The 13,073-nt window shown below is 60.7% G+C and carries 13 protein-coding genes; 10 read left to right on the plus strand and 3 right to left on the minus strand.

Annotated elements, in window-relative coordinates; translation table 11 throughout:
* Positions 1-82 precede the first annotated feature (82 nt).
* From BS629_RS29660 to sufA, 8 genes are all read left to right on the plus strand, one after another.
* Positions 83-1,249 carry a cysteine desulfurase family protein gene (locus BS629_RS29660; protein ID WP_018242170.1) on the plus strand — a complete coding sequence of 389 codons (1,167 nt, stop codon included), beginning with the start codon at positions 83-85 and terminating at the stop codon, positions 1,247-1,249.
* Positions 1,250-1,391: 142 nt separating this feature from the next.
* Positions 1,392-2,861 (plus strand): Fe-S cluster assembly protein SufB, encoded by a 1,470-nt coding sequence (gene sufB / locus BS629_RS29665; RefSeq protein WP_018242169.1) that lies wholly within the window; start codon positions 1,392-1,394, stop codon positions 2,859-2,861.
* Positions 2,862-2,939: 78 nt separating this feature from the next.
* A complete protein-coding gene (locus tag BS629_RS40595) occupies positions 2,940-3,122 on the plus strand; it encodes a GIY-YIG nuclease family protein (protein WP_370090849.1) in 183 nt (60 codons plus the stop codon).
* A gap of 239 nt (positions 3,123-3,361) precedes the next feature.
* A complete protein-coding gene (gene sufC, locus BS629_RS29675; RefSeq protein WP_018445225.1) occupies positions 3,362-4,117 on the plus strand; it encodes a Fe-S cluster assembly ATPase SufC in 756 nt (251 codons plus the stop codon).
* 24 nt (positions 4,118-4,141) lie between these two features.
* Positions 4,142-5,416 (plus strand): Fe-S cluster assembly protein SufD, encoded by a 1,275-nt coding sequence (gene sufD / locus BS629_RS29680; RefSeq protein ID WP_018242167.1) that lies wholly within the window; start codon positions 4,142-4,144, stop codon positions 5,414-5,416.
* A 12-nt stretch (positions 5,417-5,428) separates the two neighbouring features.
* Complete coding sequence (locus BS629_RS29685) at positions 5,429-6,670, plus strand: cysteine desulfurase (RefSeq protein WP_077988703.1); 1,242 nt, start codon at positions 5,429-5,431, stop codon at positions 6,668-6,670.
* Positions 6,671-6,682: 12 nt separating this feature from the next.
* The gene (locus BS629_RS29690; RefSeq protein ID WP_003559708.1) at positions 6,683-7,063 is read left to right on the plus strand and encodes an SUF system Fe-S cluster assembly protein; all 381 of its coding nucleotides are present in this window, start codon (positions 6,683-6,685) and stop codon (positions 7,061-7,063) included.
* Positions 7,064-7,156: 93 nt separating this feature from the next.
* Positions 7,157-7,549 carry a Fe-S cluster assembly scaffold SufA gene (gene sufA, locus BS629_RS29695; RefSeq protein WP_018242165.1) on the plus strand — a complete coding sequence of 131 codons (393 nt, stop codon included), beginning with the start codon at positions 7,157-7,159 and terminating at the stop codon, positions 7,547-7,549.
* Positions 7,550-7,615: 66 nt separating this feature from the next.
* On the opposite strand, the gene BS629_RS29700 is transcribed toward sufA, so the two are convergent.
* The gene (locus BS629_RS29700) at positions 7,616-7,921 is read right to left on the minus strand and encodes a flagellar basal body rod protein FlgC (protein WP_018242164.1); all 306 of its coding nucleotides are present in this window, start codon (positions 7,919-7,921) and stop codon (positions 7,616-7,618) included.
* Positions 7,922-8,113: 192 nt separating this feature from the next.
* On the opposite strand from BS629_RS29700, the gene BS629_RS38665 reads away from it, so the two are divergent.
* Both BS629_RS38665 and BS629_RS29705 read left to right on the plus strand, forming a co-directional pair.
* Entirely contained in the window at positions 8,114-8,350 is a 237-nt protein-coding gene (locus tag BS629_RS38665) for a hypothetical protein (protein WP_131585898.1), read from the plus strand.
* A gap of 265 nt (positions 8,351-8,615) precedes the next feature.
* Positions 8,616-10,901 carry an FdhF/YdeP family oxidoreductase gene (locus BS629_RS29705; RefSeq protein ID WP_077988759.1) on the plus strand — a complete coding sequence of 762 codons (2,286 nt, stop codon included), beginning with the start codon at positions 8,616-8,618 and terminating at the stop codon, positions 10,899-10,901.
* 33 nt (positions 10,902-10,934) lie between these two features.
* Here BS629_RS29705 and BS629_RS29710 read toward each other — a convergent pair whose 3' ends face one another.
* Positions 10,935-11,981, minus strand: a complete 1,047-nt coding sequence (locus BS629_RS29710) for a glycoside hydrolase family 25 protein (protein WP_018242162.1) — start codon at positions 11,979-11,981, stop codon at positions 10,935-10,937.
* Positions 11,982-12,379: 398 nt separating this feature from the next.
* On the minus strand, positions 12,380-13,003 hold the full coding sequence (locus BS629_RS29720; RefSeq protein ID WP_018242160.1) for a TetR/AcrR family transcriptional regulator: 624 nt from the start codon (positions 13,001-13,003) through the stop codon (positions 12,380-12,382).
* Between the last annotated feature and the right edge of the window lie 70 nt (positions 13,004-13,073).

Raw genomic sequence — 13,073 nt, forward strand, 5'->3', positions numbered from 1 at the left:
CATAAGGCAAGCCCGGCGGAAATTTCAAGAAAAATGAACCGCGGCCGCTGAAGCAAGCTCGTCAAGCGCAGGACTGAAGATCATGGCGCCGCCACGCCTTTATCTCGACTGGAATGCCACAGCGCCGCTGCACCCCGCAGCACGCGCGGCGATCATGCGCGCCATCGATGTGTTTGGCAATCCGAACAGCGTGCACGGAGAGGGCCGCGCCGCGCGCGCCGCCATCGAAGGCGCACGGCGCAAGGTGGCGGCACTTGCCGGCACCGGTCCTGGCAATGTGGTCTTTACCAGCGGTGCGACCGAAGCCGCTAACCTGGTGCTGACACCGGATTTCCGCATGGGCCGCACGCCGCTTCGGCTCGGCCATCTTTATTTTTCGGCGATCGAGCATCCGGCTGTGCGCGAAGGCGGCCGCTTCGCCAGGGAGAGTATGACGGAGATCCCGGTGACGGAAGCCGGTATCGTCGATCTCGATGCGCTCGGCCTCCGGCTTGATGCGCATGACAAGGCCGCCGGCCTGCCGATGGTCGCTATCATGCTCGTCAACAACGAGACGGGCATCGTGCAGCCGGTTGAGGCGGCGGCAAAGATCGTCCACGCCCATGGCGGGCTCTTCGTCGTCGACGCCGTTCAGGCGGCAGGCCGCATCGCGCTCGATATCGAGAAGATCGGCGCCGATTTCATGATCGTCTCCTCGCACAAGATCGGTGGGCCGAAGGGGGCCGGCGCGCTCATCGCACGCGGCGAGGCGCTGATGCCCAGGCCGCTGATCCAGGGCGGCGGGCAGGAGCGGGGTCACCGCTCAGGGACACAGAATTCTCTGGCGCTGATCGGCTTCGGCGCGGCGGCAGAAGCTGCGTCCGACGAACTCGAGGCGCGCAATGCGACGATCGGCGCGCTGCGCGAGCGGCTGGAAGCCGGCATGCGTGAGGCGGCATCCGATGTGATGATCCACGGCGAGGGCGGCGAGCGCGTCGCCAATACGATCTTCTTCACCCTGCCGGGGCTGAAGGCTGAGACCGGGCAGATCGCCTTCGATCTCGAAGGCGTTGCCCTTTCTGCAGGTTCGGCCTGCTCATCCGGTCGGCTCGGGGAAAGCCACGTGCTGACGGCAATGGGACGTGACGCCAAGCTCGGAGCGCTACGTATCTCGCTCGGCTTTTCGACGACGGAAGACGATGTCGACAGGGCGATTGCGGCTTTCGCGAAGATTGCCTGTCGGCGGAGGTCGGCGGGCGAGGCGGCTTGACCCGTCAAAACTTGCGGAAACGCAAATTTCTGCTTGCCAATCGGGCTGAAAAGTCCCTTTTGGCCTCTTACATAAAGGGCAGGACAATTGCCCAAACGCTACAAGCTGCCGGACCTTGTATCCGGCGAGATTGGAGAATGAGATGGCTGCCGTGCAGGAAACAATCGACCAGGTCCGCCTGATCGATGTGGACCAGTACAAATACGGTTTCGAGACCGTCATCGAGATGGATAAGGCGCCAAAAGGCCTGTCCGAGGACATCATTCGTTTCATTTCGGCGAAGAAGCAGGAGCCGGAGTGGATGCTGGAATGGCGTCTCGAGGCCTATCGTCGCTGGCTGACGCTGGAAGAGCCGACCTGGGCGCGCGTCAACTATCCGAAGATCGATTTCAACGACATCTATTATTACGCCGCGCCGAAAAGCACGCCGGGTCCGAAGTCGCTCGACGAGGTCGATCCGGAGCTGTTGAAGGTCTATGAGAAGCTCGGCATTCCGCTGCGTGAACAGGAGATTCTTGCCGGCGTCGAGAAGCCGAAGATCGCCGTCGACGCCGTTTTCGACAGCGTCTCGGTCGTCACCACCTTCAAGGCAGAGCTGAAGAAGGCCGGCGTGATCTTCATGTCGATCTCGGAAGCCATCCGCGAATATCCCGATCTCGTCCGGAAATATCTCGGCTCGGTCGTGCCGACCTCGGACAATTATTACGCGACGCTGAATTCGGCGGTCTTTACCGACGGCTCCTTCGTCTTCGTGCCGAAGGGCGTTCGTTGCCCGATGGAGCTGTCCACCTATTTCCGCATCAATGAGAAGGGCACCGGCCAGTTCGAGCGCACGCTGATCATTGCGGAAGAGGGCGCCTACGTCTCCTATCTCGAAGGCTGCACGGCGCCGCAGCGCGATGAAAACCAATTGCATGCCGCCGTGGTCGAGCTGGTTGCGCTCGATGACGCCGAGATCAAATATTCGACGGTGCAGAACTGGTATCCGGGCGACAAGAACGGCAAGGGCGGCATCTACAATTTCGTCACCAAGCGCGGCGATTGCCGCGGCGACCGTTCGAAGATCTCCTGGACGCAGGTCGAAACCGGCTCGGCGATCACCTGGAAGTATCCGTCCTGCATCCTGCGCGGCGACGACAGCCGCGGCGAATTCTACTCGATCGCCGTTTCGAATGGCCATCAGCAGATCGACAGCGGCACCAAGATGATCCATCTCGGCAAGAACACGTCGAGCCGCATCGTCTCCAAGGGTATCGCCGCCGGCGTTTCCAACAACACCTATCGCGGCCAGGTCTCGGCTCACCGCAAGGCGTCGAATGCGCGCAACTTCACCCAGTGCGATTCGCTTTTGATCGGTGACAAGTGCGGCGCCCACACCGTGCCCTACATCGAGGCGAAGAATTCGACGGCGCAGTTCGAGCATGAAGCGACGACTTCGAAGATCTCCGAGGACCAGCTGTTCTACTGCCTGCAGCGCGGCATCCCGACCGAAGCCGCGATCGCACTGATCGTCAACGGCTTCGTCAAGGAAGTCCTGCAGGAACTGCCGATGGAATTCGCCGTCGAGGCACAGAAGCTGATCAGCATCTCGCTCGAGGGTTCGGTGGGGTAAACACGGTTTCCGTCATCCTCGGGCTTGTCCCGAGGATCTGCAGCGGCCAGAGAACAAAGGATGAGTGGTTTCGTCTACATGATGTCCGACAAACCGCGAGGCGTGATCTACACCGGCGTTACGAGTGATTTGCACGGACGCATTGGGAACACCGCAACGAGATCCAGAAGGGCTTTACGCAGAAATACAGAGCAAAGAATCTTGTCTGGTTTGAGAACCACCCGAACATCGTGTTGGCGATCCGACGAGAGAAGTCTTTAACGCTACCTGCGTGAATGGAAAATCAAGCTTATAGAGGGCATCAATCCGACCTGGATCGACCTCTACGAGCGGATCGATGAAATCGAGAATATCTATCGACCGCATCCGAATACGCGGGAGTGGAGCGATTACAATTGAAGGCTTAGATCCTCGGGACAAGCCCGAGGATGACGATCGAGACCGATGAGCACGGTCAATCAGGCGGCACTTGGACCCGCCTTATGGACAGGAAGAACGAAATGCTTGAAATCAGAAACCTCCATGCCCGCATCGCCGAAGACGGCACCGAGATCATCCGTGGTCTGAACCTGACGGTGAAGGCCGGCGAAGTTGCTGCCATCATGGGGCCGAACGGCTCCGGCAAGTCGACGCTCTCCTATGTGCTCTCCGGCCGCAGCGATTACGAAGTCACCGAGGGCGACATTCTCTATAATGGCGAGAGCATCCTCGAGCTCGATCCGGCCGAGCGCGCGGCCAAGGGCATCTTCCTGGCCTTCCAGTATCCGGTCGAAATTCCGGGTGTTGCCACTATGCAGTTCCTGAAGGTGGCGATGAACGAGCAGCGCAAGGCGCGCGGCGAGGACGAGTTGACGACGCCGGATTTCATGCGCCGGGTCAAGGATGCCGCCGGCAAGCTGCAGATCAATACCGAGATGCTGAAGCGGCCGCTGAATGTCGGCTTTTCCGGCGGCGAGAAGAAGCGCGCCGAAATCCTGCAGATGGCGCTGCTCGAACCGAAGCTCTGCGTGCTTGACGAAACCGATTCCGGCCTCGACATCGATGCGCTGAAGATCGTCGCCGACGGCGTCAATGCGTTGCGTTCGCCGGACCGCGCGGTTGTGGTCATCACCCATTACCAGCGCCTGCTCGACTATATCGTGCCGGATACCGTCCACGTGCTCTACAAGGGCCAGGTGATCAAGTCGGGTGACAAGACGCTGGCGCATGAGCTGGAAGCCAACGGCTATGCCGACATCATCGGCACGGCAGCCTGAGTTCGGGTGGAAAGGACGACGTCCATGAACATGCAGACGACGAGCCGCCTGACTGCGGCCGAGACAGCGTTGATCGAGGCCTTCAACCAGCAGATCGGCGAACTGCCGGGCAATGGTGCGGTGACGGCCCTGCGCGACCGGCTTCTCGACGACCTGAAGAAGGCCGGCCTGCCGACGCGCCGCGTCGAGGCTTGGCATTATACCGACCTCAAGAATCTGCTGCGCACCGTTCCGCCGCAGGCGGGCGATGCCGGCTCGGAGGCTTTGGAGCCGCTCGTTGCTGATGCCACGGTGCTGGCGGTGATCCAGGGCCATTCCAACCAGAAGGCTACGGCCGACGGTCTTGGCGTTTCGGCCTATTTTGAACGTCTGCTTGACGGCTCTGCCGCAGGCGGGCTCGATGCGCTCGGCAGCGACGACGCCGTCGGCCGCATCAATGGCAGCTTCGTGCGCGACGGCTATGTCATCGACGTGCCTGCCGATGCCGAGCTTGAAAACCCTCTTGAAATCCAGTTCATCCATGCGGGTGGGCAGGCACATACGCGCCTTCCCGTGGCCTTCGGCGCCGGTGTCAAGGCGACCGTCATCGAGCGTCACCTCACGGTGACCGGTGATGCGGCTCTCGTGTCCCACGTCAGCGACATCACGGTGGGCGAAGGCACGGAACTGACCTGGATCATCCTGCAGCAGCAGGGGGCCGACGATACGCATCTCGGGCAGATCCGCATCGATCTCGGCGCTGACGCCAAGCTCCGGCTTTTCGTCATCAATGCCGGCGGCAGGCTGGTGCGCCAGGAGCTTAACATCAAGGTGACGGGCGAGGGCGCCGATCTGACGTTGCGCGGCATCAACCTGCTCGGGGGCGACAGCCATACCGACGTGACGATGGTGCTCGGCCACGACGTGCCGAACACCGGCTCGACCGAAGTGATCCGCAACGTCGTCTTCGACCGCGCCAAGGGCGTCTTCCAGGGCATGATCCGGGTCGCGCCCGATGCGCAGAAGACCGATGCCAAGATGGCCTGCAACACGCTGTTGATGTCCGACGATGCCGAATTCTCGGTCAAGCCCGAGCTTGAAATCTTCGCCGACGACGTGCAGTGCGGCCACGGCGCGACGGTGACCGATATCGACGCCAATCACCTCTATTACATGATGGCGCGCGGCATTCCGGAGAACAAGGCGCGGGCGATGCTCGTCAACGCCTTCGTCGCCGAGATCGTCGAGGAACTGGAAGACGAGGCCCTGGTCGAGGCGCTGGAAGGCGTGATTTCGGCCTGGCTCGAAAAGCACGCCTGATCGGATATATCAATGGACAAGATAGTGCCGGCCACCCAATACGACGTCGAAGCCATCCGTCGGGATTTTCCGATCCTGGCGGAGAAGGTGCACGGCAAGCCGCTGGTCTATCTCGACAACGGTGCCTCGGCGCAGAAGCCGCAGGTGGTGATCGACGCCATCTCGCATGCCTATAGCCATGAATATGCCAATGTGCATCGCGGCCTGCACTATCTTTCGAATGCGGCCACGGACGCCTATGAGGCAGCGCGCGAGAAGGTGCGCCGCTTCCTTAATGCACCTTCGGTCAACGACATCGTTTTCACCAAGAATTCGACGGAAGCGATCAACACCGTCGCCTATGGCTGGGGCATGCCTAGGATTGGCGAAGGCGACGAGATCGTCCTGACGATCATGGAGCACCATTCCAACATCGTGCCCTGGCACTTCATCCGCGAGCGGCAGGGCGCCAAGCTTGTCTGGGTGCCCGTCGACGACGAGGGCGCCTTCCATATCGAAGATTTCGAGAAAAGCCTGACGGAGCGCACCAAGCTCGTCGCCATCACCCATATGTCGAATGCGCTCGGCACTATCGTTCCCGTCAAGGAGGTCTGCCGGATCGCGCATGAGCGCGGCATCCCGGTGCTGATCGACGGCAGCCAGGGCGCCGTGCATCTGCCGGTCGATGTGCAGGATATCGATTGCGACTGGTACGTCATGACCGGTCACAAGCTCTACGGCCCGTCCGGCATCGGCGTGCTCTACGGCAAAAAGGAGCGGCTTTTCGAGATGCGGCCGTTCCAGGGCGGCGGCGAGATGATCTTCGAAGTTGCCGAGGATATGGTGACCTATAACGACCCGCCGCATCGTTTTGAGGCCGGCACGCCGCCGATCGTGCAGGCGATCGGGCTCGGTTATGCACTCGACTATATGGAGAAGGTCGGACGCGAGGCGATTTCGCGCCACGAGGCCGATCTTTCTGCCTATGCGGTCGAGCGGCTGAAATCGGTCAATTCGCTGCGGGTCTTCGGGACGGCGCCCGACAAGGGGAGTATCTTCTCCTTCGAGCTTGCCGGCATTCATGCCCATGACGTCTCGATGGTGATCGACCGGCAGGGTGTTGCGGTCAGGGCCGGCACGCATTGCGCCATGCCGCTCTTGAAACGCTTCGGCGTCACATCCACATGCCGTGCATCCTTCGGCATGTACAATACCCGCGCCGATGTCGATGCCCTGGCCGATGCGCTTGAATATGCGCGCAAGTTCTTTGCTTGAGGAGTGTCCGTGATGAGCCTGGACGAAAGCGAACAGAAGATCGACGTGCGCGAAGGCATCGTGCATTCCAGCATTCCGGCCGATGAGCTGGCGCGGCTGAGCGACGACGTCATCAGCGCGCTGAAGACCGTCTACGATCCGGAAATTCCAGCCGACATCTTCGAACTTGGTCTGATCTACAAGATCGACATCGAGGACGACCGGATGGTGAAGATCATGATGACGCTGACCGCCCCGGGCTGCCCGGTTGCCGGCGAGATGCCAGGCTGGGTCGAAAACGCCGTCGGCGCCGTCGAAGGCGTATCAGGCGTCGAGGTGGCCATGACCTTCGATCCGCCGTGGACGCCGGATCGAATGTCCGAAGAGGCGCAAGTCGCCGTCGGCTGGTACTGAGATCCCGCGGTATTGATCCGTTTACCTCAGGGTACTACATTTGAGTCACGATGCGCCGGATCTTGACCCCGGTTGCGGAAGGAGAATGAGCCGATGGGCTTTGCAATCATGAGCATGACGGACGGGGCTGCGGCCCGCGTCAAAGCGATCGTCGACAATTCTGGGCCTGATGCCAAGGGCGTGCGCGTCGGCATCAAGAAGGGCGGCTGCGCCGGGATGGAATATACCATCGACCTGGTGACCGAGCCCAATGCCAAGGACGATCTGATTGAGCGCGATGGTGCCAAAGTCTGGGTCGAGCCGTCGGCAGCCCTCTATCTGCTCGGTACCGAAATGGGCTTTGAGACGACGAAGTTGCGCTCCGGCTTCACCTTCACCAATCCGAACCAGACGTCGGCCTGCGGCTGCGGCGAATCCGTCGAGCTGAAGCCTGCCGATCTCGCTGCCCTTGCTGCCCAGCGCCAGGGTGAGCCGGCGCATTCCTGATAGCCGCGACTTTCAGGCTGGCGGGAAATTCTCAGCCAGCCAATTCTCGATGAAATTAGGGCGTGCTCAATCGCGCTTGATGCTCATCAGCATTTCCCACATGTCGGCGCCGGTCTCGAAGACCACGGCGTTCGCCTTGTAGCTCTGCTCGGCTTCGATCAGATCGGTCAGTTCGGTGGTCGGATCGACATCGGATGCGGTCGGGTCGACGAGGGCCTGGACGCCGCCTGATACAACGGAGGTGAGGCTGGTATTCAGCCTGGCATAGTCCGGCGTGCTACTGTTTGCGATGTTGTTGGCAATTGCGCCGACACGTGTGGTCTGCGCCCGCATTCCCGAAAGAGCAATGCTCGTAATACCCGATATGCTCATCAGCCGTTTCCCCAGAACTGGATGGTAACCTTCTAGCTGTGAGGGTTTAGGAAATGCTGAAGGCTTTGCGTTAGCAAAAGCCTTAGGTCAGGGCCTTGTGCCGTCGCCTCTGTGCAGGATCGGCACGGGACTATATCCAGGATAGGCGGCAGTGGAGCGCCTTTGCGACGATTTTCAAGTTCGATATGGTCCATGGCTATTCTCCTTGGCTGGAATGAACGGATTTCGGAATGGGGCGATCTGGTTGCGCGGCTGTCAGTTTTGCGTTCCTGTTCGCTGGCCTTGAAAGAACCGTCGAGCAGGTTTGAAATGCAGGACATTCAATGCTGGTGTAGCTCGGCCTATACTTCTGTCCAGGTTTCAGCGGGGCCGACGAGATTGGGATGCGATGACCGGATCAACAAGATCATCCCCAATACCTATGTATAGTTTCGTTACCTGCTATCGGGACGGTAAGGTCTGGGTGTCTCTCGGAAGTGACTTCCATGTGGAGACCGGCACCGCGAATGTGCCGATAGACATCGGCATGTCCCCTCCCGCGCCGAAGTCTCGTGGATCCGACGATCCGCCAGGACCGCTCCGCCGCCCCTTGGAGCGGTCCGATCTTTTTTAAGTGGATGTCCGCGCCATCTATCGCATGGCATCCCTTTGCATTGATAATGGGCTGACCCTCGGCGGATTTGTGGAGCAGGTGATGACCAAGAAGCGGCCGAAAGGCATTGAGAAATACACGGCCCCCGCCGGCGGCTGGGGTGCACTCAAAGCCGTTGCCGAAACCCTTGCGCGCCAGCAGGTCATTGCGCAGGGGGCTGCGACGCTGCTGAAAGCCAATCAGCCCGAGGGCTTCGATTGTCCGGGCTGCGCTTGGCCCGATCCCAAACATACGAGTTCGTTCGAGTTCTGTGAAAATGGCGCCAAGGCGATCACCTGGGAATCCACGGCGAAACGTGCCGGGCCTGACTTTTTCGCGGCGCATACGGTCGCCGAGCTGTGGCAATGGAACGACCATCAGTTGGAAGACCAGGGCCGCCTGACGCACCCGCTGGTCTATGATCACGCCAGCGACCGTTACCTGCCGATCGGCTGGGAGGAAGCCTTCGCGCTGATCGGCGCGGAACTGCGCAAACTGCCCGATCCTGACATGGCTGAATTCTACACATCGGGACGCGCCTCGAACGAGGCGGCATTCCTGTTCCAGCTTTTCGTCAGGGCCTACGGCACCAACAATTTTCCCGACTGCTCGAACATGTGCCATGAGGCAACCAGCGTCGGCCTGCCACACTCGATCGGGGTCGGGAAGGGCACGGTGACCCTCGAAGATTTCGATCATGCCGATGCGATCTTCAGCTTCGGCCACAATCCTGGCACCAACCACCCGCGGATGATGACCACCCTGCATGATGCCGCGAGGCGCGGCGTCCCGGTCGTGGTCTTCAATCCCCTGAAAGAACGCGCGCTCGAGAAATTTGCGGCACCGCAGAACCCGGTGGAAATGGCGACGATGTCTTCGACGCCGATCGCATCGGCTTATCATCAGCTGCGCACCGGCGGGGATCTCGCTGCCCTCAAGGGCCTGATGAAGCGGATATTCGAGCGCGACGATGCCGATATCGCGGCAGGCGGCAAAGGCTTTCTCGACCGTGAATTCATCGAAGCCCACACGATCGGACTGGAGGCTCTCAAGGCCGATATTGCAAAGACGGAGTGGGTGTCGATCCTGAAGAGATCAGGACTGACGCTCGAAGCGCTCGACAGCGCCGTTGATGTCTATCTCAACGCCCGCAATGTCATCCTCTGCTATGGCATGGGCATCACCCAGCACAGCCACGGCACCGCCAATGTCCAGCAGCTTGCCAACTTCCTGATGTTGCGGGGAAATATCGGCCGCCAGGGTGCTGGTATCTGCCCGCTGCGGGGGCATTCGAACGTTCAAGGTGACCGGACCGTCGGGATCACCGAGATCCCCAACAAGGCGCTTCTCGATGGTATGGAGAAGGCCTTCAGTTTCCGCCCGCCCGAGGAGAAAGGCCATAATGCCATCGAGGCCATCGAGGCGATCATCGAAGGCCGGTCGAAGGCGCTTGTCTGTCTCGGCGGCAATCTCGCCGTCGCCATATCCGATCCGGAAGCGACGTTCGAAGGTATGCGCAAGCTCGACCTTGCGGTCCATCTCGCGACAAAACCCAATCGCTCGCATCTGCTGATCGCCCGAAACTCCATCATCCTTCCTGTCCTCGGTCGTACCGATCAAGACATTCAGAAGACGGGACCACAATCGGTGACCGTCGAGGATTCCATGTCGATGGTGCACGCCTCACGCGGCTTTCTGAAGCCGCCCGGCGACGAACTAAGGTCCGAACCGGCCATTATCGCCGGCATCGCCAAGGCAACGCTCGGCGCCAAATACGATATCGATTGGGACGGGATGGTCGCTGACTACAACCGCATTCGCGAAAAGATCGAGGTGGTCTTTCCCGATTTCCATGATTTCAACACAAGGGTCAGGAAACCCGGCGGCTTCCGGCTCACGGTGGCCGCCTCCGATCGGCAATGGCGCACGCCCTCAGGAAAAGCGCAGTTCCTCATCGCGCCTGGACTGGAGGAAGATCCGCGCCTTGCAGACGCAGACACACTGGTTCTGACAACGCTGCGCAGTCACGACCAGTACAACACGACAATCTACAGCCTTGACGACCGCTATCGAGGTGTCTTCGGCCGCCGTGACGTGATCTTCATGAACAGCGGGGATCTCTCCGCACGCGGCCTCGCCGACGGCGACAAGGTCGATATCGAGTCGGTCGCTGAAACCGGCAGCAGGGCGGTCAAAGGCTTCACCGCAGTGGCCTACGACATCCCTGTTGGCTCCATCGCCGGATATTATCCCGAGATGAACAGGGTCATCGCGCTTGGTGATTACGACCGGAGATCGGGAACGCCTGCCTACAAGGGCGTGCCGGTCAAGGTGCAGAAGTCCGCGTGAGGTCAGGCAAGCGGACTGACCTGGCGGGCTCGGCTACCGCGACGCCACCCAGTCGTGCCAGTCGCTTTCGTTGCCGTTGAACACGTTGAGATCGATCTTGCCGTCGACGCCATCGGAAAGGCCGGAGCCGGAATACTGCCAGAAGAGCCACTTGCGGCCCGGATAAACCTTGGAGGGATGAGCGGCGACCGAGCGCAGCCAGAAGGGATAGTCGAGCAGTTGACCCTTCAAATTGTCGCGGTAGAAGTCCGGCGCCGTGTAGATGATCGGGCGTTGGCCGTAATAGCGCTCCAGCTTGTCCATGAAAACCTGCATCTTTTCCCGGACACGTGCAGGCGAGATGCGCCTCTTGCAGCTCGATTCGCCGTTCCATTCAACGTCGATGACGGGTGGAAGAGCGTTGGCTTCCCTCGGCACGTTGCGGATGAACCAGTCGGCCTGTTCGCCGGCTGTCCGGCACCAGTAGAAGAAGTGATATGCGCCGTGTTTCAGGCCGGCTTCCTTGGCCCGGCGCCAGTTTTTCTTGAACATCGGATCGAGGTGATCGCCGCCGTCGGTGGCCTTGATGTAGACGAAGTTCGCGCCTTGCCGCCGCAAGGTCTCCCAGTCGATCTCGCCCTGCCAGCGCGACACGTCGACACCGTGGACGGCTAGCTTTCTGGGCGAGGTGGAGCCGAAGTTGATCGGCTTGGCATCGCGGAACCGGTGGCCGTAAATTTGCCCGCGGGTCGGCGACCTCGTGCCGAGATCGGGCATTGTATTGCCGGCGGGATTGGTCGGCATCAGCAGGGCGACCGGCTTTTCCATCGGCATCGGCATGCCGACCGGCCTGTCTGCGGGCACGAGCGCCTGCGGCTCTGGAACCTCTCCTGTCCAGCTCAACGCCTGCGGCGGCGGGCTTGCCTGGGGCGCAGGATCGCCCACGGCGGCAGCCGGTATCGGGCCGCTCGGCTGGGTGATGGCGTTGGTCGTTTCCCGCGACGGTACGGGGGTGAGCACATCTTCGGCGCCAGAACTTGCGGCGCATCCCGACAGGATCAAGGCGGCGAGGAGGATTGCTAGCACAGCCGATGGACGCATAAGAACCTGCACGCAAAACAAGGGACCGACGATGATCCATGTTGATGGAAGCCGCCTTTATGAATTGCTAACAGAGACTTGCTAAGAAAGGTTAAATTTGATCCTTGAGCGCCAAAAGCATAAAGCCCCTCCCAACCCGTGGGAGGAGCTTTGGCTAACGCTGCTATTCGGCCGCCTCGACGTAGATTTCCACCAGCGGGCAGCTGCAGATGAGGTTGCGGTCGTCGTAGACGTTGTCGACGCGGAAGCCGCCGGGCGAGAAGCAGGCCTGTTCGCGGCTATGGGGGCGATCCCAATCGCCGACGAGGTTCTTCCAGCTTCGCGGAGATCCTCCATGTCGATGTTGCCATTCTTGCGCAACTCCATCTGAGACGGCCGTGCCGGATGGTACGACAGCCTCAGCGACTGGCTTTCATGCCCGCTATCAGAATATCGATGAGTTGCCTTGCCGCATCCCGCCAGGCGGGGCCACAGCTGATGCTCGCGCCGCCCGCCAGGGCGCGCAGGATATCGAGTGGGTCCATCGCCAGACGGATTTCACCGGTGGCGACTGCGCGATCCACCAGCAGATTGACGGCACCTATGATCAAATCGGCAGAATCGGCATAGAGCTCGGAGGTGCCGCCGACCAAAGAATCCAGCACCTCGGACATGCCGTGTTTCGTCACGACATAATCCACGAACTGCACCAGCCACAGGCGAAGCGCTTCGACAGGCGGATGTGTATCGGCAAGACTTTTGGCGGCAGCGGCAAGCTGCGTCGTCTCGTTGCGGTAGATGGCGGAAACCAGTGCATCGCGCGTCGGGAAATGGCGATAGAGTGTGCCGATGCCGACGCCCGCGATGCGGGCGATTTCCTCCAGGCTGGCGCTGGAACCCTTGTCGGCAAAGACGGTCTTTGCCGTTTCCATCAGCAGAAGACGATTGCGTTCGGCATCCGCACGCGGCTTTCGGACGGTGGGTCCGTCACTTTTTTCAGCCATTTCCGAGAAGTCCCCTTGATAACCGGAGGCACCCTCCATATTTATCTGGAGGCATCCTCCTTTTATTTCATTTGAGGCCGGCGGGCAATGGTCCACCAGCCCGGAGCGG

The organism is Rhizobium leguminosarum bv. viciae USDA 2370 (genome assembly GCF_002008365.1).
In the GTDB taxonomy this organism is placed as follows: Bacteria; Pseudomonadota; Alphaproteobacteria; order Rhizobiales; family Rhizobiaceae; genus Rhizobium; species Rhizobium leguminosarum.